At 39.7% G+C, this 26,242-nt stretch carries 19 protein-coding genes and 1 pseudogene; 7 read left to right on the top strand and 13 right to left on the bottom strand.

Annotation, left to right across the window (positions count from 1 at the left end; all coding sequences use genetic code 11):
- From MADE_RS17245 to MADE_RS21005, 7 genes and pseudogenes are all read left to right on the top strand, one after another.
- Nucleotides 1-960, top strand: coding sequence for a glycosyltransferase family 2 protein (locus MADE_RS17245; protein WP_012519191.1), 960 nt, complete (start codon nucleotides 1-3; stop codon nucleotides 958-960).
- A complete protein-coding gene (locus MADE_RS17250; protein WP_012519192.1) occupies nucleotides 947-2,893 on the top strand; it encodes a glycosyltransferase in 1,947 nt (648 codons plus the stop codon). Before MADE_RS17245 ends, MADE_RS17250 begins: the two co-directional genes overlap by 14 nt.
- Nucleotides 2,894-2,949: 56 nt before the next feature.
- Nucleotides 2,950-3,690, top strand: coding sequence for a sulfotransferase domain-containing protein (locus tag MADE_RS17255; RefSeq protein WP_148291034.1), 741 nt, complete (start codon nucleotides 2,950-2,952; stop codon nucleotides 3,688-3,690).
- A 2-nt stretch (nucleotides 3,691-3,692) separates the two neighbouring features.
- Nucleotides 3,693-4,376, top strand: coding sequence for a hypothetical protein (locus MADE_RS17260; protein ID WP_012519194.1), 684 nt, complete (start codon nucleotides 3,693-3,695; stop codon nucleotides 4,374-4,376).
- Nucleotides 4,369-5,514: a glycosyl transferase family 90 gene (locus tag MADE_RS17265; RefSeq protein ID WP_012519195.1), complete on the top strand. Its 1,146-nt coding sequence runs from the start codon at nucleotides 4,369-4,371 to the stop codon at nucleotides 5,512-5,514. Before MADE_RS17260 ends, MADE_RS17265 begins: the two co-directional genes overlap by 8 nt.
- Nucleotides 5,514-6,200: a hypothetical protein gene (locus MADE_RS17270; protein ID WP_012519196.1), complete on the top strand. Its 687-nt coding sequence runs from the start codon at nucleotides 5,514-5,516 to the stop codon at nucleotides 6,198-6,200. The genes MADE_RS17265 and MADE_RS17270 overlap by 1 nt, the downstream gene beginning before the upstream one ends.
- 199 nt (nucleotides 6,201-6,399) lie before the next feature.
- Nucleotides 6,400-7,196, top strand: a pseudogene (locus tag MADE_RS21005) (IS3 family transposase); the annotation flags it as partial.
- A gap of 545 nt (nucleotides 7,197-7,741) precedes the next feature.
- On the opposite strand, the gene MADE_RS17280 reads toward MADE_RS21005, so the two are convergent.
- From MADE_RS17280 to MADE_RS17335, 13 genes are all read right to left on the bottom strand, one after another.
- Nucleotides 7,742-8,530 (bottom strand): methyltransferase domain-containing protein, encoded by a 789-nt coding sequence (locus MADE_RS17280; RefSeq protein WP_012519199.1) that lies wholly within the window; start codon nucleotides 8,528-8,530, stop codon nucleotides 7,742-7,744.
- 454 nt (nucleotides 8,531-8,984) lie between these two features.
- Complete coding sequence (locus MADE_RS21240; RefSeq protein ID WP_354003125.1) at nucleotides 8,985-9,104, bottom strand: Coenzyme F420 hydrogenase/dehydrogenase, beta subunit C-terminal domain; 120 nt, start codon at nucleotides 9,102-9,104, stop codon at nucleotides 8,985-8,987.
- A 57-nt stretch (nucleotides 9,105-9,161) separates the two neighbouring features.
- Nucleotides 9,162-10,025 carry a WcbI family polysaccharide biosynthesis putative acetyltransferase gene (locus MADE_RS17285; protein ID WP_012519200.1) on the bottom strand — a complete coding sequence of 288 codons (864 nt, stop codon included), beginning with the start codon at nucleotides 10,023-10,025 and terminating at the stop codon, nucleotides 9,162-9,164.
- A 75-nt stretch (nucleotides 10,026-10,100) separates the two neighbouring features.
- Nucleotides 10,101-11,237 carry a glycosyltransferase 61 family protein gene (locus tag MADE_RS17290; RefSeq protein ID WP_012519201.1) on the bottom strand — a complete coding sequence of 379 codons (1,137 nt, stop codon included), beginning with the start codon at nucleotides 11,235-11,237 and terminating at the stop codon, nucleotides 10,101-10,103.
- A 5-nt stretch (nucleotides 11,238-11,242) separates the two neighbouring features.
- Nucleotides 11,243-11,920: a sulfotransferase family 2 domain-containing protein gene (locus tag MADE_RS17295; protein WP_012519202.1), complete on the bottom strand. Its 678-nt coding sequence runs from the start codon at nucleotides 11,918-11,920 to the stop codon at nucleotides 11,243-11,245.
- The gene (locus MADE_RS17300) at nucleotides 11,921-14,641 is read right to left on the bottom strand and encodes a glycosyltransferase (protein ID WP_023559937.1); all 2,721 of its coding nucleotides are present in this window, start codon (nucleotides 14,639-14,641) and stop codon (nucleotides 11,921-11,923) included.
- A gap of 214 nt (nucleotides 14,642-14,855) precedes the next feature.
- Nucleotides 14,856-16,199, bottom strand: coding sequence for a hypothetical protein (locus tag MADE_RS17305; protein WP_012519204.1), 1,344 nt, complete (start codon nucleotides 16,197-16,199; stop codon nucleotides 14,856-14,858).
- A gap of 95 nt (nucleotides 16,200-16,294) precedes the next feature.
- Entirely contained in the window at nucleotides 16,295-18,061 is a 1,767-nt protein-coding gene (locus MADE_RS17310; RefSeq protein WP_023559938.1) for a sulfatase-like hydrolase/transferase, read from the bottom strand.
- A 110-nt stretch (nucleotides 18,062-18,171) separates the two neighbouring features.
- Nucleotides 18,172-19,485, bottom strand: coding sequence for a glycosyltransferase family 2 protein (locus tag MADE_RS17315; protein ID WP_012519206.1), 1,314 nt, complete (start codon nucleotides 19,483-19,485; stop codon nucleotides 18,172-18,174).
- A gap of 182 nt (nucleotides 19,486-19,667) precedes the next feature.
- Complete coding sequence (locus MADE_RS17320) at nucleotides 19,668-20,633, bottom strand: hypothetical protein (protein ID WP_012519207.1); 966 nt, start codon at nucleotides 20,631-20,633, stop codon at nucleotides 19,668-19,670.
- A 21-nt stretch (nucleotides 20,634-20,654) separates the two neighbouring features.
- Nucleotides 20,655-22,937 carry a glycosyltransferase family 2 protein gene (locus MADE_RS17325; RefSeq protein WP_012519208.1) on the bottom strand — a complete coding sequence of 761 codons (2,283 nt, stop codon included), beginning with the start codon at nucleotides 22,935-22,937 and terminating at the stop codon, nucleotides 20,655-20,657.
- A gap of 210 nt (nucleotides 22,938-23,147) precedes the next feature.
- Nucleotides 23,148-24,554: a mannose-1-phosphate guanylyltransferase/mannose-6-phosphate isomerase gene (locus MADE_RS17330; protein ID WP_012519209.1), complete on the bottom strand. Its 1,407-nt coding sequence runs from the start codon at nucleotides 24,552-24,554 to the stop codon at nucleotides 23,148-23,150.
- Between the two features lie 178 nt (nucleotides 24,555-24,732).
- Nucleotides 24,733-26,193 carry a phosphohexomutase domain-containing protein gene (locus tag MADE_RS17335; RefSeq protein WP_012519210.1) on the bottom strand — a complete coding sequence of 487 codons (1,461 nt, stop codon included), beginning with the start codon at nucleotides 26,191-26,193 and terminating at the stop codon, nucleotides 24,733-24,735.
- Between the last annotated feature and the right edge of the window lie 49 nt (nucleotides 26,194-26,242).

Genomic DNA, 26,242 nt, shown 5'->3' on the forward strand with positions numbered 1-26,242 from the left:
ATGCCTCTTATTTCGGTTGTTATCTGCACATATAATCGCTACGAAGTTTTGAAAAAGGCTGTTAATAGCCTTACACAGCAAACGCTAGATGACGATAAGTTTGAGATTCTCATTATTGATAACACGCCAAATGCTGAAACAGGTGAAGGTGCATCAGTAAAGAGAGATTTCGAATCAATTAAGAACTTAACTTACGTATTCGAAAAAACTCCAGGCTTATCTAATGCTCGTAATGTCGGTTACAAACTAGCGAAATCTCCTTACATATCTTACCTAGACGACGATGCAATCGCCTCTCAAGTTTGGGTTGAAGAAGTGTTAAATGCCTTTGAAAGTTTCGACAATGTAGGCGTCGTGGGTGGTCGTATCGCACCTATTTGGGAAATCCCAAGACCTTCCTGGCTTGGCGACGCACTAGTAGGAAACGTTTCGGTTGTTGACTGGGGCGGCGAATTAAGAGTAGCTGATAGTAATGAATGGTTTGCCGGTGCAAATATCTCATTCGCTAAAAAGGTGTTAGAAGCAGCTGGTGGTTTCAGTACAAATTTAGGCCGGAAAGGTGGCGGTCAAGTTTTACTATCTAACGAAGAGAGTGAATTAATAAACTTCGTCAAGCAAAGTGAATACATAGAAGTCTACAACCCTAAAGCAAGTGTAGACCATCTAGTTGAGAAAAAACGTTTAACACGAGACTGGTTTAGACGCCGCTCCGCATGGCAAGCTGCTTCGGATTTTATGATGAACCCTTCCGAAGCTGAAAAAAACCTTGCCGACCAGCTTACTAATATAAAAGATTACTTGTGTAGCCTTCCTCCGAGATACCGTAATTTACAAGGCCTATATTTCGCAACAGACGATGCGGGTGAATTTCAATGGCAGCTTTCAGCTATATATGCGAACACTATTCTAACCCTTGCAGGCTTCGATGGACTTGAAGGAATTGAAGATGGAAAAGAATAAAGCATTAAGAGCGTTAGTAGTCGCCCCCACCCCCACTTGGCCTTTGAACTATGGAAATAGGAAAAGGATTTACAGCGTTTGTTCTAAACTTCAATCTTTGGGCTTTGAGATTCATTATGTTCATTATGCAAGCGAGGGGGATTGGCGAGACTATACACCTGTCGAAACACGCAAAAAAATGGACGAACAATGGGAGCTAGTCGACCACGTGTGGCCTTCCAAACCTTTGCATGATTGGCCAAAAGAAGGTGACGACCATCACATAGATGAATGGTGGGACTGGGCACTAGAAAATCACCTATCTAAAACATTCGCCGCTCGTGAATATGATGTTTGTATTGTCAACTATACATGGCTAAGCAAAGCACTTGAGTTAGCACCAGAAAAGACCTACAAAGTCCTCGACACACATGACAAATTTAGTGGTAGACGTGAGCTACTCGCCAGTCAGGGGATAGGCAAAGAATTCTTCCATACCACTGAAGATCAGGAAGTAATTGCGTTGGACCGAGCTGATTTAGTTTGGGCAATTAAAGAAGAAGAAGAAGCTGATTTCAAAAATATGGGGACAAAAGCTAAGGTTTCTACACTTCTGCATATTGACGACAGGAGAGAAGCGTCTACTCCAAGCACTGAAGAAGGGGTAAAGTTCGGTTTCATTGGTGCGAACAATAATATTAACAGAGTTAATATTTTAAGATTTATAGAGCGTGCTACGCCAATTTTTAAGAAATATTGTGCCCCGCTAACTGTTGAAATAGCCGGCTCTATTTGTAATGAAATTGAAGTTCAAGATAACCCATTTTTTAAGACCGTTGGCTATGTAGACAGTATCGACCAATTTTATGATGGTATTCACGCTGCTATCATCCCAATGGAATTTTCAACAGGATTAAAAATTAAGGTTGCGGAAGCCCTATCGCATACGAAACCAATGTTTTCGCATAAGCACGCTATGGAAGGATTTACCGCGTGCCATGACTTTCATGAGCTTACATCATTTGAAGAAATGGCATTGGCAATGACTGACTGTTCTTACGCATCGGATGAGCTAATTTATCTTTCAGATGCATCAGCAAAATCTCATAAAGTCACTGAGCAAAAAATCTGGGATGAACTTTCAGAGCTCAAAGAAGACATTCTTAAGCGCAAGCAAGTTTTCGTTTTATTGCCAAGTGAATATGGTATGAAAAACAAACTGGCTCACTACATAGCACAAGCTAAGATTGATCTATGTAATTGGAACTTTAAAGATGCTTCTTACTTTGTGGTTGGAAAGCCAACAGAGGGCCGCCCTCATTCAAACTTTATAAAGTTTGTTGAAGCCAATGACTTAGAAGCGACTATTGCAAATCAGAAACCGACTACACTACTAAATCTAAGTGAAAACTTCCCCGATATCAAAATAGGAGCTAACACATTAGTTATCTCACTTATTCCAATCGAATCAGATAAAGTTAAGAGTAAGCTAACATACAAATCTTACAATAGTGTTGTAGATAAACACTACTTTCCTTCTCTAGGGCACATCCATTTAGATTTAGAGATTACGAAACAAAAAATTAAAGAGTGTTGGGTAATAGGAAGTTCGAATACCTCAACTGCTGACCAATTCATATCTCTTTTAGCTGGTGAAACGACAGTGCGTTATATAGATATAGAAACACTAAGTGATATTGATAGGTTATTTACAGTATCATCTGGCTTACCAAAAATCATTATAAATACAAAGAGTGATTGCGATCTCTCCTATAGTGAGCAAATAATGCTAGAAATTGCAGAAAAATACGATATCGAAATAAGAAATATCACTCACAACCAGCTGATGTTATTAAAAAGAAGTAATGAGAAAAGTAACTACGATGGACAATTCTTCCCCTCTTGGGAAGAGTTTTTACAAAATAATTTTTCCCTTAGTAATCACAGCTTTTAAACCAAACGACTGGGTAACTTCTCGTAACTAAGAAAATTTTTTTCAAAAGGTAAAGTATGAAATATCACATTCTCGTCGGGACACACCACAAAACAGGAACAGTGTGGATGCATGGCGTTTTTCACAGATTAAGTAAATTGATTGGTTGCGAAATGTTTAACATTTCCGATGAGCACCTAGCAAAGACCGAAAGTGAAAAGCTCGAATATTTAAAACGAACTGAAGAATCAACCAAAAATCAAATAATTTATGACCATCATAGCAAGTTTCCATTAAACAAAATTGACTGTTCAAGTTTTCGTGGAATTCGAATGGTTAGAGATCCCAGGGATTTAATAATATCATCAGCAAAATATCATTGTTGGTCTGATGAGGCGTGGCTTCATGTTCCTTTGGATAAATTTAATGGTAAGACTTATGCCGAAGAAATAAACACACTGGAAACCTTTGAAGAGAAAATGTTGTTTGAAATGGATAATTCCGCTGGTGGACAAATCGAGACCATGACTAAATTTGATGGTATGGGTGTCGTAAAGACCATTCGATATGAGGATTTTATAAATGATATTGAATTACATAACTGGTTTGCTATAAGTGATTTTCTAGGCCTCGAAAGTGAAGAAAAAATTCACTCATTAAGAGCTTTCTATGACAACTCTGTGTTTGGTAAAAAACAAAAAACCGGACACATTCAAAACGGTAAGGCAGAACAATATAAAAGTATTTTCACACCAGAGCTTAATAAAGTATTTGAATCAAAATTCCCCAATGCGCTTGCAAAATTAGGTTATTTATAATTATGCAAATTGAAGACAACTATATTCTTAAACAGCCCGCAAAAAAATCAGATATTACTGTCGTAGTTTTCTCTGCAGTGGACTGTTTACCTGGACAATTCCATTCTGTCAAAGCTCTTCAAAACTTCGATGTAAATAAAGTATTTGTAAATTGCGAAAATAACAGCTGGTATATTGAAGGCATACCGGGGCTTGGCCGTTCATGGAAAGAAGCCGCAACAAAATTATACGAGATTGCTCAAAAATTAACAGAAACTGGTTCAGGCACTGTTCTGTACTTTGGTGGCTCTATGGGAGGAACGGGAGCACTTCTATATGGGCTTTATTCTAAAGTGGACGCAATCATATCTACTGGTTCAGAAGCTACTTTTTTTAAAAAAGGTAGCTATTCGGCAAACAAGTTCGCTGGAAGTGAGAAGATACAAATTGATTGGAGCAAACTAATCTCAGGCTATAACGGCAACCTTCTCATGTTATATGGAGACTTGGAGAACGTCGATCGCGAAGCATCCCTAGAATTCACTTCAATCGATGAGAAGTTTGAGGACGCCATTTACAACATAAAAAATTATGGTCATAGGGTTCCTGTTTTCATAGCTGAAAAATTTGGCATAAAGAAATTTATTGAGCTTTTTCTGCAAGAGCCTGAAACTATTATTAACAAAATTGGTAATCTAAATGACTAACAGAGACGACGATATCGAGAAAGCACTTTCTCTTCGGTTAAGTCAAAATGCAAAAAAAATGAATTACACGCTACCAATTGACATGTTTGATTGCTTGAGGAACACATCATGTAGCATCATCAATGGGTCTGAGAGAAAAGTCGTTTCTCCTAGCGGTGACTTTAAAGACATTAGGTGGGAAAAAGACACTAACAAATTTTTTACTCCAGTAAATTCGGGACTGGAGAAGAGAGTCGTTCCTTTCGCTAATTACTTGTTAAAAAGCAAAATTTATAAACAAGTATTGGTTAACTTTAATGACGCTGAAGGTCATGACTATTCTAGATTGCTTCCAAGTAATTTGACCTTTCAAGGCCCGATACAGTATGCACGAACCAAGAGCCAACGGGACTATGTAACTTTATTCCCACTAGGTAAATCATTTATGGGTCTCGGCTCAAGAAATGTTCCATTAGAGAGAGATGACTTACCATTTGAGAAAAAAAAGGATACTCTTGTTTGGAGGGGCGCACCTTCGGGCGTTTACTTTACAAATTTCAACGAAAAGAAGTCAGCAAGAAATACCGTTTATGAAAAAGCTCCCCACACTCACTTCTCCAAGTTTGCACGACTATCACTAATTCCAGAACTATCAAAGAAACCAGAGTTTAATGTCGGTTTTACGGCGCCTAGCAATGATAACTATCGCAAGCTTGTTGATTACTTGAAAGTCAATCTACCAACTTCTTTTAGCCCAAAGATGAATATTGCAGATCAGCGTGCTTATAAATACCTCCTTGCGATAGATGGCAATGATATTCCTTCTAATATCTTCTGGGCACTTATGAGTAACTCAGTGGTCTTAAAAGTCGAAAGCGAATGGGAAACAGCGCTGTGCGCTGGTCTAGAGCCTTGGGTTCATTATGTTCCGGTTACCAATGTTGAATCTATAGAGAAGGCAATAAACTTTTTAAATGACAACATCGATTTATGTAAAACCATAATTAATAATGCACATAATTACATGTCATTTCATATGGATTTAAAATATAGAAGAATATTAGATTATCTAACAGTTAATGAGTACTGCAAGAATTTAATAGACACTACCCATATAACTGATGATTATTGTTTTTTTACAAGTGATGGAAAGTTGTAATGCAAAAATTTCAAGTAGCTTTGAGCTTAGGAACAAACTGCCAAAGTCGCTATAATATATCTAAAGCAGTATACGAACGCCAAGGCAAAAACCCGAGCGAATTGGTTCTAGGTGAAAATCGAAAAAATGTTGAAGATTACGGCACATTTTATTTTGATTGGTCAATCACACCAATACAAGGCTTAGTTAAAACACTTGATGCCGAGTTTCATGGCGCGTTTGAATTAGAAAATTTAGAACTTTGCGATGAACCGAATAACAAGAAAAGTGTTGTTGATAACTTTAATGGCCTAATATATCCCCATAGTTTTCCCGGCTCAAACGATGGTACATTAACAGAGTTGTCATTAAGAGAACTGTACCCTCAACTAAAGAATAAGTTTAATTATCTTGCAGATAAGACTCTTGAAACTCTATGTTCAAATAAAGAAAAATTACTTATCTGCAACTTTAATGAACCAACTAGTGCTGTCCTGGAATTATGTAATTTTGTTAATCAACGATATAAGAACTTTAAATTAATACTGATACCCCACAACAATAGAGGACTATACGATAACGGCATTAAAGGCAAGCTATCGAATTTCGCAAATGTTGAAGTTCACGAAATGCCTTACTCTCCTTATCCAGGAGCTTATACTGACTGGAAAAAAATTCTTGATCAGTACGACTTTAATATTGGTTAATTAGTATGAATCGCATAGATGTGTTTTTTCACGAGGCTCGACGGTATTAATGTTAAATTTTTTATAAAATTAAGCTTTTAATCGACCTTCCCCCCAAATAACACCATGCCCTTTGATGAGATTTCCAATAAACTGGAGACGATGGAAATCTCAAAATGAAAAAACACTACCACGAAGATCAAATTATCAAGGCCTTCAAGCCGTAAGAAAACTTGTCGCCCGCTATTTGATTGATGTGTTTAAACTCAGTTAACGGGTGGCTTGTAAGCCTGCTGTTGTTAGCAGAACAGGATTTCGCTACTGCCAAAAAGATAACAGTTCGTTTACGTCTGCAGCAACAGGCGTCGCACAGTATCCGCGATACGGCTATTTAATGCTTCAAGGTTTGCGCAAAGGAGAAGGCCTGGTTGTTAATCGCAAGCATACTTATCGCCTTTATACCGAAGAAGCGCTACAGGTATACACTTAGAAGCGTAAAAAGCTAGCACGACCAAGACAGCCGATAGAGTTGCCTTCAGCACCGAATCAACGCTTGTCCATTGATTTTGTTTCAGACCAACTAAGCTGCGGTAGACGGTTTCGTGTTCTGAACGTGGTTGATGACTTCTCTAGAGAAATGGTTGGCCAACTTGTGTCAGTTTCGATTAGCGGACGAGAAGTCGCCCGTTTTCTCAGCCAACTGATTGAGCTACGGGGAAAGCCTAAAAAGGTAATTAGCGACAACGGCACAGAATTCAGCAGCAAGGCGATGTTCTTCTGTAGTAAAGAAACAGGTATAGAAGTTGGATTTATCCAGCAGCCAGTCCTAAGCAGAATGCATTTGTCGAAAGCTTAAACGGCAAATTTAGAAATGAATGCCTGAACCAACACTGGTTCAGAACTCTAGATGAAGCCAGATATGAAATTGATCTATGGCGCGAACATTACAATAACGTTCGACAACATAGTTCACTGAATTACCTGCCGCCTGTTGAGTATGCAAAATGGCTAGCATAATATAAAAAATCTCATCGAGAGAGTGGTGCTAGTTCAGGGAGAAGATCAGATGTTCGCTTCCGATTTACTGTGTTCATTAATGCAGGTCATCACATATTCGAACACGTTGAGTTCATCATTAGCTTTAGCGGTTTCGATGATGCTTTAGAGAAGTCTGGACGACTCACTTCTCTTCGTTGTTATTGCTGCATGGTTATTCTCCTTAACAAAAAGAGAACACCATGCCGTAGCTAACTTATGAATTAAATGTGGGGATTGTCGGACGGACACGCGCACTGAATTATATGCCACCTGTTGAGTATGCGATACAGGCAGCATAATATGAAACATCTCATCGAGAAAGTGGTGCTTGTACAGGGGAAAGGTCAATAACCGTCAAATTCCCTTGGTAATTAGCGGATACGAAAGAATCGCTTGGTGTTAACAGCTGAGAAGAACTTAGCTCAAATCTAATCTGACAGCGGCTCTTGAAAAAACGGGGATCTGTCAGATCAAATCTGAGCTAGTACAAATTAGGCGAGGTTTACAGAAGCTTTAAACTTGAGTTACTTTAAAGCATGCTCACTACCATAAGACCTTTTTAATTTTTGGTCTTTGGAAAGAAGTTCTCTAAAATACCACTTGTCTGCACCCAAAGAATAGTTCTTATGAACGCTTTCTCTATGCTCAGCTACAAGAAACTGTTCGGGGTGAATTACAGATAGAATTGGATTAACCAACGTGTTTGCAGGTAGCAACTCTAAAACTTTATTTCGAACGAACAACATACAATTTTGCTTGTACCACCAACATACACGACTATCGTACCAGATATCAGCACGAAGCAAGTCTACGGGGATGAACTCTTGTTCACGAAAAAATCTGGCCCAATACTCTAACCAATTCTCATTGATATGCCCATGCCCCCCTTGATAGGGGATAGCCGCAGAGAACAATACAATATCGGAAGTTGATGTTAGCTTGGTTACAAAATCTGAGGCGACCTCTTCAGGTAAATGCTCTGCGACCTCGAGTGACATAGCAAGGTCAAATTTTTCTCCAGGAATATTAGCTCTTGATGGAATAGATAAGTCATTTGGCAGAAATTCATCTTGCTTTATCATCAGACGATCTCTAGGGACGTATTCGCCATCTGTACCACAGACATGCTTAAAGCCCACTTCCTTTGCAGCAGCAAGCCAGCTCCCAACTCCACATCCAAAATCAATTATCGAGTTCTGTTGTATTTTTACTCCGAGTTTTTGTCTTAGCAAAGCTAATACAACAAGAGCGCTTTCATAACTTTCCTTGCATTGTAAGTCATAAAAAGCGTCATTGTAGATACTTTTTTCCATAATACTTTATCCTTAATAGCCCTTTAAACGGGAGAAATTAATTTAACTACCTGATTTACAACTTACTTCTCAAAGATTCAATATATCGATAAACAGCTGTTTCACTTGACATCAAATTGAGAAAATAGCTTAAGTCGTCTTTAGCCTTGGCTTCAGCAAATACCTTTTCTCTCATTACAGACATTTTACGACGCTGACGAAGCAACTCTACTCTCCAGTAGGTTAGGTTAACCTTTTTAGGGTCAATTCTTTTACTTGGAAAGCTGCGTCCTTCCTGTTCATCATCTTGCGTTCTAACTACTAATCCATGTCTTCTATGTGAAATACCACCGAACTGAGTCTGTATAATTTCATTTAAGAATAAATTCTCGGTAGTTAGTTCACCGCGTGCACCACCATTTTCGAACAGCTTAGTTAATTCTGGATTCCTAGATAAGGCTATGTTACTTCCTCTTCACTCGTCGCCAAAAACGATATCTGCAGTCTCAGCGGAAATGTCGTCGCAATAATTACACGCATTAGGTTGAAAGAAAGCATATCTCCAATCTGTATAACAAGCTCGACGGTTACGCAGCTCTCACTACTGCTTAAAATCGTAAAATTTTTGTTTATCTATATTATTATTTATTTTCTATCCACTAGTTACAAATGCTTCTTTTATAGTTTCAAAACCAATCTCTTTGTACCTTGTAAAGCTTCGTTCAATAAACTGTGTTAGCGACAAAACATTTCCACCACGAGAGTCTGGCTGCTTAAAAACCATTGGTAGCACTATATTAGCCTCATGGTATTCAGCAATTTCTTTGTAAACTGGCCACCACGCAGCGGTGCTGAGGTAGTTGGTAAAAAAGGCCGATGGGAATTCTGAATATGCGATCCCAGCATACTCGCATAATCTACATGTAAATTTATAGAGCACTTCGGGCGTAGGATGATTCATAGTATATAAGGAGGGTTTAGACAACACTAACTGCAGGAACTCTTCACCAAATTGAATATCAGAAGATTTATCTCTAGCAAGCAGTTCACACTTGCTTTTGTTGAACTCCTCAAAAAAACCTAAATCTTTGTAAGTTTTTTCATTAAATAATGCAATAGTTTCTTCTACGCTAAATCCGCTAATGAAAGAATTTAAAACAATCTTTGAATGGTAATCACCTAACGGAGACAATATTCTCTTGCCCATCGAGCCAAGATAAGTGATATCGGGGTGAAAACCAGAAAAAAAAAGATTTGTGATAGTAAAGACTTTAGCTTTCGCGACCGCTTTGAGTTTTAGCGTCGATATCTCACCGAATCTTTCACCTAAGTTGAAAGTGAAGATTACTGCATTTTCATCGTTAACTATTTCTTTGAGGTTTGTTAACGCTTTATTGTATTGCTCAGTGCCGAGTAAGTGAGCAGGTACATTTACGATTTCGCTACACCCAGAAATTATTCTCATGTAGTTTGAGATTGCCTGAGTTTGACAGTTAGCAATAATTGCGATTTTCATTATTTTCCTATATTTACGGCTTCGTGAAGAGTATCAATGTTGCAAAAACGAATGCTCACGAAGTAGAGGCCAATCTCAAACCTCTATGTTAACCTCTAACAGCGTTTTATTGATTTTCTCAAGTGAACCAGCGACGTTGCCCCTCGGTGAAGACTTTTCAGCTTGAAGCCACTTTTTGACATCCTTTTCTACAAAAATTTTTGCTAAACACTTGTCTATGAGTATTTGACTGTTGAACAATCGTGACACTCCGTAACGAAGCAAATCCCAGTCAGGGATAGTGATCCCTGTTTCGGGGCAATCTTTTCCTGCCACATTTAGGCCAAACACTAAAGTTCCAATGTCCAAGTACTCTAACGATTTAATTCGCTCTTTTAAGAAATTAACCGCTAATTTTGTACCAGTCCTTCTATTTAAAATAGTTACACGGGCTTTGATTCGACCAAGTAACTGAAGGGTATGTAAAGCACTGCCTTCACTGAATACCAACTCTTCCGCTTGTGAATAGATTCGAAGTTGTTCCAACACTGAAACAGACTCTGGCCTTAAAACCTTAAAGCCCAGTGAGCTAAATATGTCTTCAAGATAAGCTTCGCCAGCAATTTTACCGTGTTTCATTGCTGCTCTAGAAACATAATACTTCCCACCTTGTTTACAGTAGGTGTTTAAATTTAAGCTTACAAAGCGTTCTAAAACATTAAAGTAGCCGACGCTATTTGTTAATATTCCCGCTTGCTCAGCTTGAGGGGCCACAAACAACTTCTTGACCTTAATAGCCTCACTAACTATGACTACGTTAGACAGTGAAATCTTAAACCATTGAAATATATCTCTAAGCCACTGAGGTAAATCCCAGACTGTTTTAATTCCCGTCCGTGGGTGAACTGCAAAACATAGTTTCTTGTTATCACCGAGCTCATTTAAATAATATGGCAAACGCATTAAAAAATCAGAAATCATATGCCCATAGTGCAGCGTTACAGGGCCACACCACAACAAATCAGCAGCTAATTCTTGGTATTTATTGGGGGCTACTGGAACTTCATCCGATGGTTTGCCCCCCCTGCAGTACCTTACTTCTAACTGACTTTCCCAGGTAGGAAATATAGGCCCGCCTCTATGAAAAGACATACCTCTCGGATTGTCTAAAAGCTCAGAAAATGGAACGACAATAATATTTTGAAATTCCTTTAATTCAGTCGAGAAAGTCATCGTGATTAATCTTGCCCCAACATTTCGTACTGAAAAGTCGTGAAGTCACGCTCGTAAAAGCTATTGATCAATTGAGCGCTCTCAGATGAAAGTCCACTATAACTTTTTTCACCTGAACTCTCGTTAAGTTTCTTTACTTCCCTATTATTTCTATATGGCAAAGACAAAAGCTCTTTTATATCTTCAATACTAGACTCTAAGTTTTCTAGCTTGCCTACAAAGTTAACTAGAAGATTATTATTTTTATCGCATAACCAGTGTGTTTGTGGAAAAAATATATTGTCTGGTCCAGGTCTTCGTTTCCAAACTTCTGAACGTACAAAGCTATCGAAATCTTCAAAAGAAGAGAGCTTTTCTTTCAGGTCTTCAGGGGTTCCCCCCCATTGCCTTAAAAAATTAAAAGTCGATAGCAGTCTATCTGCTGGATGCCGTACTATGGAAAAAGTAAAAAACCTTGACCAGTCTTTCGTCCCTAAAACGGCTTTAAGTTCATTGGCTGGTATATGCTTATAAAGCCCAAACTTATTTCGATACAATGGCTGTAGCTTTTCGCCAAAAGCCGTCCCACCAATTTCAAGATCACAGTAGTTTGTATATGCAGAAAATGTATTTGTTACAGATGTACCGGCTGCCTTTGGTACATGAATAAATACAAATCCGAATGTATTGTTAATTATTGCCACTTATAACTCGTCCATTCGTACAGAGGTAAAAACCCCGACAGATTCAAAAATTGTCCTCATCCTCTTAACACCGTTATGATAAGAGAAGTTTTCTCTTGCTAGTAATTCACTATTTTCGCTGAATCGCTTCCAAAGCGCTTCATCATCGTAAAGTTTTATTACGGCTTTTACCCATTCTTCGGCTGTATTTGCGATTAACGTATTTATACCGTTCGTTAAACCAGTTCCCTCCGCTGCAACATCCGTTAGAACAGTTGGCGTGGCATAGGCTAATGCGTCCAATACTTTCCCTTTTATTCCCGCGCCAGAGAGAAGTGGCGCAATGAAAATACGATGCTCGTTATAAACTTTATCTAGCGATTCAGCGAAACCTACTATATCGACATTATCACAAGCAAACTGTTTAAACTCCTTTGGCATTTTGCTGCCATATACAGTAAACGTAATGTCAGGTCTAACCGCCTTTAACTTAGGCATCACCTGTTCAACCATAAACTCTACAGCTTCAACATTTGGCTTGTGACCATAACCACCTAAAAATGCAATTCCACTTCTATCTGAGAAACCTTTGCCCGAAGGCTTTGGGTCGACTACCCATGGGGTTGTGTGCATGTTGCATGTTTTAGCTAAGTGGCTCGATATTACAGCTTGTTCTGTAGTGTTGTACGTTAGAATAGCATCAACCGCTTCACACACCGCCAACTCTTCATCACGAGTTAATAATGCTTCATCCATTGCTTCTTGATCGTTTTTTAGAAGAGCCGCTCTCATTTCTCTTAGGAAATGGAGGTCGGCATTATTAAATAGAACAGGCTTATTTTCTGCTTTTATACGTTCTATGTAATTTTTCGCTACTTCATAACGCGTTATATAGACCGCATCCATTTCCTCTAGTCTACGGTCTAAAACATCGTCCAATGAGTAATAAAAAGGAACGTAGAGCACCTCTACTCCCATATTCTGTAGCTTTTTGGTATGAAGTCCCATAATGGCAAGATTTTGAGGCACAAAAGTAACCTTAAAACCAAGAGCTATCATCATTTCTATTTCTTTCAGCGCGGCATGGCTTCCTGCATCAACCCCTTCCATTGGTGTTGCATAATCGATTACTAGAACTCTTTGCTCAATGTTGCGGTCTTTTTCTAAATGTAAGTTTGATAACGAAGGTTTTGTACCGTGTTTGTAAGAGTTGAACCAAGCTCTTCGAAAAGTGGCTTCGTTTACTTTTTGGTATTGCTTTAAACCCTTCGACACATCGGTTCCATGTGACTGACCTTCAAAATGAATTACTTCTGAGTGCGGAACGTAAAGTACTTTGTACCCTGCTTCTCTCACTTTGAATGACAGATCAGTATCTTCATAGTAACAAGGCGCATATTCTTCGCTAAATCGACCTACCTTTTCCCAAACATTACGGGAAATGCACAATGCAGCTCCGGTAACGTAATCGACTTGCCGGACATAATTCCAAGAGCAATCGTATGGATTAGCGTTTCTTCCAGCATTCCAAGGTTCACCGTTAGACCAGACTATTCCTCCAGCTTCTTGAAGAGTACCGTCAAGGTTCAACAATTTAGACCCCGTCATCCCAACACTTGAGTCAGCTTCATGCTGGCTTACAAGTTCGTCTAACCACAAGCTTTTCACCTCGGTATCGTTGTTTAAGAATACAATATAATCGCCTGATGCAATCTCTGTAGCCTTGTTACAACTTTTAAGAAAACGTAGATTCTCGGTGTTTCTAGAAACTTTGAGGTTAGTTATGATTTCTTCCGCTCGGCTAGTTTCGTCAGTAGAACAGTCGTCGGCTAGAATGACTTCATAAGGTGTTTTGTTGAAGGCTAATAATATTGAAGCGATGCAGTGATAAGTAAGTGAAAACTTATTATATGCGGGTACAATAATTGACACTTTAGGGTTTTCAAAGCTAGGCAAGGTTAGATTAGGAAAGTTTTTTCGCCCCTCATAACCTTCTACTAACACATTATGCGCCGTACTTAAGCTCTCAATATCTACTTTTCTCTCTTTATCATGCAACTGAAGAGTTAATGATTCGTATCTTGCGTCTGCACTCGGAGGTTTACTGATATAATGGGGAATTCTTCTACTATGGTTCAAATACTCCCATGGGGTGAGCACAGGGTCGCCCTGAATTTCTAGCTTTCCACAAAACCCTGGCTCACCATATATGAAGGCCACAACGGTGTGTTTTGCATTATCTAAAAACTTTGCAGGAACGTATATATAACCAAAGCTAGTGTCTTTGGAGCTATCGCATTCGTAATGACCTATTATCTCATTTGCTACCCTGAACGCTAGGGTGAAGACCCCTTGAGTCACTTGCTTGTTTCGAATGATAAAAGATAACTTGTTGCCGACAAGGCTTTCTAAAGCAACTGCAGCTCGACTAAGCGTATTTGAAACTTTAAATGCAGAGGTAGCGACTTTTTTATCCGTGGCTTTATCCTTGATTACGATCGCACTTTCTTTTCTCAAAAGTTCATTGTTCAGGACTAGACTAAAACCGTGCGCCCCTTTATTGATATTATTTACAATTAAGTCCTCTCGGAACTCATTCGCCACTCCAGTCCCTAGTAACTGACCAGCTTCATCGCATGCTACGATCTCTAGTGGATTTTCATCATCTAAGTTCGCAGCCCAACCTCTCAAGATTCCGCCTTCAAAACTATCTATGTGGCCTGCCAAATTTTTATTTGTCATCGTATTCCCTACAAACTATTTGTTCTTTACTACAAGAGGCTCTGCGTATTGAAAAACCGGAGTTCAACTCGTTTTTCCAAAAACAAAAGTACGATAGTCTATTCGTATGTACTGTGTTCTTCAATAATAACGTTGAACTGCACTTACAGTGGCTCTCGCTTATTTTAACTTAATATAAAAAAGGAAAAGTCAATCGGATTTATTTCTGGTAACTCTATGAATTAAGTTTCTTTGTAATTTTTGCTTTAAGCTTTTTGATTACAGGACCATGAGGGCGCTCTCTAATAGCAGCGTTTATGATGCTCTCAGCATCTAAATAATCGCCTCTTCTATACATTAGGTCTGCAATATCGCGTAAGAACTCGGCTTTCTCATAGTTTGGCATCCTGTCAATTTGCATTTGTGAGAACCACTCTGAACTTTTCACCTCAAATTCCAAATTAAAAAATTCAGCCAGTTTAAATATCTCAAAATGAACTGACCTTTCACTTAGTTTAATCGCGAGCTTCTTTCTCAACTCATCGAAGAGTTCTGGTTCTCTTTCTGACATTTCTGTAAGCAACTGGAATATTTGGATATTCAATTGCATTGCGTTCAGAGGTGATGCTTTAACTTTTTCTAATTTCGACAGACTACGTATCTTGGAAATTACCGCCTCTACTTGATATTTAAAGTTTGATTCTGTTGTTTTTTCCAGTCGATAGTACAAATCCTTCGAAACACGACTTTCTATATCATGCTGTTCAACCTGCTTATCAGCAAAACTCTGTAAATATATATCAACCTTGTCGTTAATATCTTTCAACTCATCTGACAACACGAAATTCAACATCCGCTTTAGCTCTAGTGCACTTAAGGGGTAACTTCGATTTACAAACTTATTTTCTATAATGAAATTATTTTCGACTTGTTTATGGTCAAGTCCTAGCGATATTAAAAAAAGCTTTTGAATTGGTAACGTCTTTAAAGTAGCTTCGCAATAGCTCACTAGTGTTATCTTATTGTGGTCATACTCTCCCAACCATCTCGCATGAGCTTCACTAGTTAAAAAGCCGCTTGGGCTTTCCAATTGCACTTTGCAGTAACTGGTGATATCCGTCGTTAAGAAGTGCCTTTTTACTAACTGATTATAATTCGAGTATAAAGCCTCTAGGGGAGCTCTATAAAAAACTACTACTTTATACTTTAAGTTACCGAGTATAACCGTCAGCTTGTCTGGAGAATAGAAAATCGACTCCGCTGAAAGTAGAAGTACGCAATTATCGTCTTTTGCTTCTTTGACGTAATTACCGAGAATCGTAGCAGCGTCATCTAGCCTATTTTCGATTAAAGCTTGCCCTAATGATGAATGCCCCCCAGATATTCCATTTTTATCCACACCGTGATTAGGGTAGTAAAGCCCATGCTCTTTCAGCGTTTCTCTGTTTTCGAGGCAAAATTTTTGAATTGCTGTCGATCCAGTTTTTGGAGCGCCAATGTGAAAAATAACATCTTCATTCGTTACAGAGGAGAAACTCGGTAACTCAATATATGATTTGCGTTTGAAAATCGACTTCATGTTTTCAGTTGCGAGTTAAAACTTCGGCAGCATGTTAGGCCCTAATGAATATATAGTAAGTGTATCAGTTTTAGGGGTTCCTTCACACGCTCCCTTTAATGCGCTAGATAAAAAGACAACCACTCCCGCTCCTGAGAATTAAGTGCGTTTTGTTGGGGCTGCCTATACATCTCTACATTCCAAGCCTCGTACAAACTTTTGAGTTCTTCTGCTTTGTCTGGCATGTCTGAAATTAAATTGCTGGAAACTGCCTCGTCTGAAGCCATATCAAATAAAAACTCGTGCTCTGCGCCCATTTTAAGGTACTTATAGTTTCCAAGACGAACTGCTGACTGATTCCAAAAACGCCAAAAAAGCGGGCGATTCATAAGAGCGCTCGTGTCAAAACCTTGAGTTGGAAAAATATCAACACCGTCGAGTTCTGATAAGACAGTTTCAGAAGCACCTGCACGTTTAATTGCAGAGTACAGCACATCTAAGCTAATAACAGGCTCATCTATAACGGTATTGCTTTGAAGCTTTTCGGGCCAATGGACGATAAAGGGCACTTTTATCCCCCCATCAGTCAACATACCTTTCTCACCCAGCAATGGCGCATTCAATGAACCGTTCCAAGCCTCTTTTTCTGCTATGGGAGCATCAGTAAAGTCGAGTCCTATTGGAGCACCATTGTCACTGATAAAAGCGATAATAGTGTTTTCCAGTATTCCATATTCTTCAAGCTTAGATACTATGCTACCTACACCTGCATCTACTGCGTACATCATTGCCAACGCGTATCTTCGCCGATTAGATGACTGCTCAGGGAACAGTGATAAGTAATCTTCCGTTGCCTCTAAAGGTACATGTGGTGCGTAATGAGCAACATGAAGATAAAACGGCTCATCGTGATTTATATCTATAAATTGCGTCGCTGCGTCTGAAACGACATCTAACCTGTAGTCAGAATTACTTATCCAGCCCAACTGAGTTTGATTGCCCTTAAGGTCATAGTTAGCCCAGTAACGGTTTGCGTAACCGAAATAATTGTATTTATAACCTTTTGATGACGGGTAATATCGCTCCTTTAGCGATGAAGGTAACCTTCCTAGGTTAAACTCACTTATGGGTGTATCAGGAAAGTTTTCTTTAAACCATGGCTTTGAATTTTGATCTATTTCAAGGTGCCACTTGCCAACCATTCCTGTTGTATAACCAAGGTCAGAATAACGGTCTCCCATGGTGACCACATTTTCAGGTATTGGTGTATATCGGTTGTCATCTACTCCAAATCGTTGTTGATAAACACCAGTAACCATTCCCGCTCGCGAGGGTGTGCATTGGGGGGCAGTTATGTAGCCGTTAGAAAATAGCACCCCATTAGCCGCTAACTTGTCTATATTAGGCGTGTTGATGTCGTTAACAATGTTATGGGCACCGATATCAGCATATCCTTGGTCGTCAGTGAAAATGACAATTAGATTTGGCTTGGAAGGAAGTATTAAAGACTGCGCGCTGACATTAAATTTCGTTCCTGCTTCATTTACTAGGTTTGCTGTAATACTAAATGATGTGCGCTTACGTACTTGGGGCGCAATAAAACTGAACTTGCCTTCACTGGTATCCACTATATTTAGCGAAGCTTCCAATGATGTACTCCACGACTCTACAGTTACCTTTTGCGGATTGCTGTTATTAGAGGCGTTTACAGTTAAGATGATTGTGTCATCAGAAACAATCTCTTGTGGTAAAGTTATTGAATAAGAGCGACTTAATTGCTCCTGTTCAGACACCGTTGGTGGGGACGATTGAGAGTCGCCGCCACATGAAGCTACACATAATAAAACTAAAAAAAACAAGCCACGCAACGTTACAGCATCCATACTTTAATTCCAAATTCGGCGAATAACACCTCACCAGTATTCTTGTATTATTGATTGGCGAATTATCTAGCGTCAATAATAAAAATAGTAGTTACAAATAATTCGCTGTTTTATTGATCTTTAATAGATTCTATTTCTTCAAGAAACTCATTTTCTTCATCAGTATTTACCCAAGGTTCACGCTTGTGAGCATCTTTGCTTATTTTTTTCTTCAGCGCTCTGTTTTTTTCTAACTGCTCGGGATTTTTGAAAGTTGGTGCGTCATCAGAATTTAAGCCAGTGTTGATTGCAGGGTACACCCAGTGTTTTTCCGTGCTGCCATTGTACCCCTGCCGGATGAACCTCTCTGTCCACTCGACATGTCCGGCACCATAGCCACTAAACCTTGGATCCAAGTACCCTATATTATCCATTGCATCCTTGCTACAAGCTGTACATTGCCCTGTTACCAACCTGCAAAGATACGGTAAAGTACTCGATCCAGTACCAGAAACCACTGCATCTTCTTTTTTGATTATTCGCTTATGCGCATAATTAATGTGACCCCATAAAAGCGCAGCAATCACCCACTCTTTTTGCCAGTTTTCTTTATTCGGCCGACAGTCGTCCTCTAGCAAAATTAAAACATCAACTTTTTTGACTTCGTTGAGATAATACAAAGCCCTGTTTTTGTTTCGCACAACGCCTTTATTCGCACAATAAGTATGAGGTACGTTATTTTGTTGACACCATTCTACTGTATCGTCTTTACTGCCGTCGTCAGCAACAACAAGTTGATAATCACCTGTTGTGAAGGCTTTGATGGCTTCGACAGTTTTTGCTAAATGGTCTTTTCTATTGTATGTGATAACTCCAATGCCTACATTAAGCGTTGCAATATATTCCTCTGATATTGATTCAAACAATTCAGATATAACCGGCCCGTCTGGACGAAGCATTTTAGCTCTTGCTATTAACCAAAAGCTTGTACTCTTATTAACAGTTCTAAAAAGTATCGCTAAGTCTCTGAAAATCTCAGGGGCCAAATTTTCATGCATAATGAATTCATTAACTGGAAAATCTGCGTGATTCAATATTAATGTAACTAGTGAAGTGACGTCAGTAGATGATGCACAACGAGAAACTAGTGCTTTTGCTGTATCTAAAGACACTCTGATTTTGATGTGATTATCAAGATCCTTACTTTTTATGCCAAGGAGCCTAGTGAGTTCTTTATTACCTTTTTTTATTTCTTGTATGATAAAGGCAAGTTCAGAGCCCTTTAGGGGGGAAACATCTTCTTTAACGAGGCTTCGAATACTGATACCCATACCAGCCTTTTTGTTATTGGTCTCTTTACTTACAAATTTAAAGTAAGGTTTCACCCGTTGCTTTCGTTTGCCGGCTTCTTTGAGAAGGCCTAATCTTTTCAAAAAGTTTTTCATTTCAAAGTAATTTTCATAACTGGTCTTAGCTAACCTATGTGCTTTAAAATTGGACTATCGAGGCTTGTTTCGATAGAAACTCTATGTCGCCTCCCTGCTAGCAGGCTATAAGCCTGATTAGTACAAAGAGAAACCATCAAATCACTCTTACAGACTCGCATAACAACACGTTCAGATTAAAATTATCCAACCGTACCTTCAAACAGAACGACCTGAGTTTTCTGTTCAACGACTTTAACACTCTGCCCCGTTCTAAAACTGCTCGGGTATCTATACGTCTTTCCTATGAAACCACTTCGGTGAATATTCCGCTCAGCCGCAACAGGTCTATAGTCCGAGATTCTAATCTCATCTACAATATCACCGTCGAGCATCACATCAGCTGTAAGTGCTTCTTCATTCTCAAAACAACATGCCCATATGTTGAAAAGCTTCCCATTGTCTTTGGGTGCTATATGAAGCTCTCCGTAACGTACAATAGGCAACTCTTTTTTAAAGAGGCTTTGGTGCAAATCAAATCTCCTTAAGGCGTACTCGTACAGCTTAAAGTCCTGTGCATTCTCTTGTTTAATTAATGAGAGTTCATCTTCACTCAATATGTATTCACTTGAAGATTTGGAAGCGTTTTTGTTTATATCGAGTTCTTTAATGTCAGTGTTATAGTAAAAGTTGAAAAGCTCTAATGACTCGCGATAGCGTTCGGTAATTCCGATAAAGCCAATTGCATCGTTCCAAATACCACTTAACGCCTTTGATTGCATGTTTGCAAATCGGCTCTCCTTGATAAAGCTTTCAAAACTTCCTCTATAACCGTGCAGCCTTGAAAAGTGTTCGTAGTGAGAGCGAACTTGTTGAGCTGGATTACGAACAAAAGTAACAACACTTTTAGTATTAAAAAACGGGGCGTATTTGGGATAAATGACATGCCCGGATAAAAACTTAGCGTTTTGTTTAAAGCTTTGCGCAGCTAAGTACCTATCTTTTAATTCATATTCATATTTTATTATATCTGGATGAGTCTCTTGATTACCTTGGCCATAATCATAATAAGTAGCATCAGAGCCAAAGTACTGCTCTGCAGCTACTCGGAAACTAGATCCAGCAGTTTTTGGGATATGGATAAAAAATAATGGAAAATCGTTTTTCATAATACTTCTAAAATTCAGTTACTATTTAAGCGAAAAGTTTTCATGTGTATTGGACAAATTAGGGTTATAAGCGGTGTCATTGCACAATAGCGTTTTCCACTTATCCTTCATATAATCACTTTCTTTGTTAAATCGCGCCACCTTCTCCGGCGTATCTTCTTCACCGCGACTTATTGATTCATGATGATAAAGCTCGGCCCATGGTGTGAATAAGTTTCGGTAACCTGCGGTATGAACTTTTAAGCAAAAATCCACATCATTAAAGGCCACTGTTAAGTCTTGCTCGTTTAATCCGCCAACTTCTTCAAACACAGACTTACGGACTAGTAAGCATGCTGCTGTAACTGCGGACATATTTTGAACAAGATGAAGGCGCGTAAAATAACCAGGTTCGCTCTTATGAAAGTACTTGTGAGAGTGACCGGCAACCCCACCAATGCCAAGTATTACACCAGCGTGTTGAATAGTATCGTTAGGATAATAAAGCTTCGCACCTACACAGCCAATTTCAGGCCTTAGAGCATGCGACATCATCTCTGATAGCCATTCTTCGTTTATAACTTCAATATCGTTGTTAATTAAGCCAACTACTTCACCTTGGGCTTGCGAAACTGCAAAATTGTTAATCGCAGAATAGTTAAACGGCTTGTCCCATTTCAAGACTCTGAAATTAGCTTTGGTACTATTGTACTCACTGAAGAGACCCAATGTCTTATCACAGGTCGTTTGGTTATCTACAACAATAATTTCGAAGTTCTTGTATGACGTCTTTTCATAAATAGACTCTAAACACTGCTTTAAAATGTCATAACCATCTCTTGTAGGAATGACCAAGCTAACGAGTGGTTGCTCATCTGGCAACGCCCAATTAACTTTATACGTATTTGGGTACTTACCTTTTTCCACTGAAGCATTCTGGCCTGATTGGTCAAGAAAGTCCTTTATAGCTTCAATGCCCGCATCGGTCGTATAAGACTTAGCTGAAGCATTCGAGGCTGTCGAGTTCTCAATAACGCGCCAGTGGTAAAGAATGAAAGGTAAATGTACAACTTCATCATGCTTAAGGCCGGCGGTCGCACGCAATAGTAAATCGTGATCTTGCGAACCTTCCACACCAACCCTAAATCCACCTATCTCTTTAAGCACACTTGTTTTGTACACTACCGGGTGACATATGTAGTTTTGGCTTAATAGTAAATCGGGGTTCCAATCAGGTTTAAAGTGTGGCTGATGACGATTACCCTGCTCGTCTACTTTATCTTCGTCGCCATAAAGCACTTTCGCGTTTGTGTTATCTGTTAAAGCTTTTGCAAAGAAGGATAGCGTGTGAGCAGGTAACGTATCGTCATGGTCAAGCAGTAAAACGTAATCGCTAGTTACCATGCTTAAAGCGGCGTTACTTGCTTTAGATATATGCCCGTTTTCGCTCAGCAAGTTCAGTTTTATATTGGCGTGCTTTTGTGCGTACGATTTTAAAGTACTGATAGTTTCGGCGTTGGTCGACGCATCGTCGGCAATACATAGTTCCCAATTTTTGTGAGTTTGCTGCAGAACAGAATCGATACACTCTTTTAAATAAATAGGGTCAGTATTGTAAGTAGGAAGAATAATAGAAAATTTCACTTCAGATTGCGCTTGAGTGAAAGTTTGCTTCATTTTCTCTAATGCACGCGGCTCGTCGAACTCTACCCAAAGCGGATAGCTTTTTTCCATAACACCTGTGGTAAAGGTTTTATTGTATTCTTCGTATACTGTCTCTATTAACGTTCCACCGTTAAGCTTACGATTTGTATCAAGGTATTCTTCTACATCATCGACATGACTGAGCAGCTTATATAGCCTTTGTTTCATGTGCCGCATGGCAATGAAAGACGGCACCTTCGAAATCATGAAAGTATTCATGGTGAACTCGGTTTCCGCCTCACAGGGGTCAAAGCGAAGCATGCTATTGTTACTTTCAAGATAGAAAAGGCGGTTCACGAATTTGGTGCTGTGCCAAGGTACGTCAACGGTGGCTAGTTCGCCTTTCTGTAAGTTGGAGTACAGCTTTCCAACATGCGACTGATGGTTTGCTTCAGTGATTTTTACACGAAGAAGATACCAGCCTTTTGAAAAGTTTCGTGAAGGTATTCGGCGAGCAGGATGAATAATAAACTGTGGGTCATCACCGGTTGTCACCCAGCTTGAGCCATTATTTTCAGACGTGGTTTCAGTCAACTGGTGGTGAGGGACAATGATTAACTTTTTGGCTAGCCGATATGCTAATCGTTTGAGATTAGATGGCTTTAGTACTTTTGATAACAAAATGCGTAAACACCCTATTCCTATGCAATGCTAAACTGCTTTCCTTAATATTGCATGGTTCAGCTACTGAGCATGCAAACCAGCTATTGCCGCTAATAATAACCTATTTCAAATAGTGGCAACATAGGATATTCGTCATTTTCACTTTTAGAGAGTGCTCTGGATAAGAAAAAAGCACCTTACGGTGCTTTTTCAAAGTCTTATTCTAAGTTATTTGGCTACACGCCCATATCTATCAGAAAAACGCACAATATCGTCTTCTCCAAGATATGCACCTGACTGAACTTCAATAAGCTCTAGAGGGATCTTTCCAGGGTTTTCTAACGCATGAACCGCACCAATGGGAATGTAGACCGACTCGTTTTCGGTAACTAGCTGTGTTTCTTCATTGATGGTTACGTTTGCACTACCCGATACTACAATCCAGTGTTCAGCGCGGTGATGGTGCATTTGAACCGATAATTTCTCACCAGGCTTAACCGTAATGCGTTTTACTTGGAAGCGGGCGCCGCTGTCGATAGAATCATAGCTTCCCCATGGGCGGAATACTTCACGGTGGAATTCAAACTCTGGGCGATGCTCTGCTTTAAGTTTGTTTACGACCGTTTTAATGCTTTGCGCGTCATCCTTATGGGCAACCATTACGGCATCTTTGGTTTCTACTACGATAACATCTTCTAGCCCGATAACAGAAACCAAACGCTGTTCAGCATTTACGTAACTGTTTTTGGTGTTTTCTAGAATAGTATCGCCTACAGTAGCATTGCCGTTTTCATCTTTCTCAGCAGTTTCCCATAGCGAAGACCAGCTACCTACATCGCTCCAGCCTGCGTCTAATGGGACCATAGCTGCGCTATCCGTTTTTTCCATAACTGCATAATCGATTGAATCGTCTGGGCAAGTCGCAAATATATCGTGGTCAACACGGATAAAATCCAAATCTGGTGTTTCCGTGTCGATAGCACGCTTACACACGTCTAGCATTTCAGGGTTATATTTTTCTAGCTCTTCCAAATAACGGCTTGCTTTAAACATAAACATGCCGCTATTCCAGTAGTAACTGCCAGAATCTACATACTCTTTTGCAGTTTCCAAAGCAGGCTTTTCTACAAACTGTGCAACTTCAAAACCTTCGCCCACTTGCTCACCAGCTTTGATATAACCATACCCTGTATGTGGCTGGTCTGGAACAATACCGAAAGTAACAAGTTTGCCCTGCTCTGCAAGCTTTTCGGCTTTGGCAATAGCAGTGTGAAATGCTTGGTTATCTTTAATAAGATGGTCAGCGGCCAATACAAGAAGAACAGGATCTTCGCCTTTAATTGTGGCGTGTAGCGCCGCTAATGCAATTGCCGGTGCCGTATTACGGCCAACGGGCTCTAGAAGAATACCGCCGTGTTGGATATCTTTTTGGCGAAGCTGTTCCGCAACTAAAAAGCGATGTGCATCGTTACAAATGAATATTGGGTTTTGAGCTGGTGTGCCTTTTAAGCGTGTTATCGTATCTTGCAGCATAGTGCTGTCTGATGTAAGAGACAAAAACTGCTTTGGAAGCGCTGCACGAGATTTAGGCCATAAGCGACTACCTGAGCCGCCAGCTAATACTACTGGTTTCATTTGTAATATCCTTGATGTGTGGGTGCTTGGCCCACGTCCTGATAATTATATATTCGGCGAATAGTATACAAAGGATTGTATTGCGATTAAATGGCAAAAACTAGGTAGCAATAAAAATAGGGCGAAGTTCATCACTTTTGCCCTATTTTTTTCGTATTGTTTAGTGTTTATCTAATAACTACTCAGCGCGAATAAGGGCCAACACTTCTTTAGTTTTTTCTTCCATTAATGAAATATCGCCTTTGCTCTCTACATTAAGACGAATTACTGGCTCGGTATTCGATTTACGTAAATTAAAGCGCCAATCGTCAAACTCTAAACCTAGTCCATCAGTAGTATCAACGACACTCGCCAAGGGTTGGTATTTGTTTGTCACTCGTTCTAGCGCTGCATCAGCATCTTTAAGTTTACTGTTTATCTCGCCTGAAGAAGGGAAGGCTTTTATTCGCTCTTTCACCATGCTGGCTAAAGTTTGCTGTTTTACGCACACAAGTTCTGCAATTAATAACCAAGGGATCATGCCTGAATCACAGTAGGCGAAGTCGCGAAAGTAATGGTGTGCACTCATTTCGCCGCCGTAAATGGCATCCTCTTTTCGCATTCTTTCTTTAATAAATGCATGGCCAGTTTTTGACTTAATTGGTGTACCGCCTGCGTTTACCACTATGTCTTCAGTATTCCAATACACGCGTGGGTCATAAATTATTCTACTGTCGGTATTCTTCTCAATAAATGCCTCAGCAAGAAGGCCAACTATGTAGTATCCCTCAATAAACTCGCCGTCTGCATCAAATAAAAAACAACGGTCGAAATCGCCATCCCATGCAATACCAAAATCGGCACCTGAGGCTTTTACTGCATCGGCGGTGTCGGCACGGTTTTCTGGTAAAAGTGGATTAGGAATACCATTTGGAAAAGTGCCGTCTGCGTTGTGGTGAACTTTAACGAATTCGACAGGCACGTTTTGTCTGTGCATCTCTTGCTCAATGGCATCAAGCGCTGGACCAGCCGCACCATTACCTGCGTTAACCACTATTTTAAGGCGGGTAAAATTACTAAGCTCAATGTATGACAGCATGTGAGCCACATAATATTTCATGCACGATTGTTTAAGGTACTGATCAGTTTCTTCTAGCTTCTCTGGTTGTATATGCGCTTGCCCGTTGAAAAAAGCCTCAGCATCTATAAACGCGTCCGAAGTATAATGAGATAGACGACCTGAAACGAACTCCTCGCTCAATGCCTCGGCTCGAACTTTAATTGCGTTTAAACCTGTATCGCCACTTATAGGAACCGAACCGGCTTTAACGAGCTTCATGCCATTGTAGTTTATTGGATTATGGCTTGCAGTAACTTCTATGCCACCGTCGACACCAAGATGTTTGGTAGCAAAATATACCTCCTCTGTGCCAGCCATCCCAATATCAGTCACTTTCGCACCGGCATCAATCAACCCTGCGCTTAGTGCTAGCTTTAAGGGTGTAGAGGTTAAGCGAACGTCGCTGCCAACCACTACCGTTTTTGCACTCAACTCTGCAGCAAACGCGTAGCCAATTCTGTATGCCACTTCTTCAGTAAGTTGCGTATTTAGTTCACCTCGAATGTCATAGGCCTTAAAGCACGTAATCTGGCTTCCCATCTTTTGTATTTTCCTTGGTTTTTGCTTGTGGATAGATTTACAAAGCTTT

The organism is Alteromonas mediterranea DE, assembly GCF_000020585.3.
In the GTDB taxonomy this organism is placed as follows: domain Bacteria; phylum Pseudomonadota; class Gammaproteobacteria; order Enterobacterales; family Alteromonadaceae; genus Alteromonas; species Alteromonas mediterranea.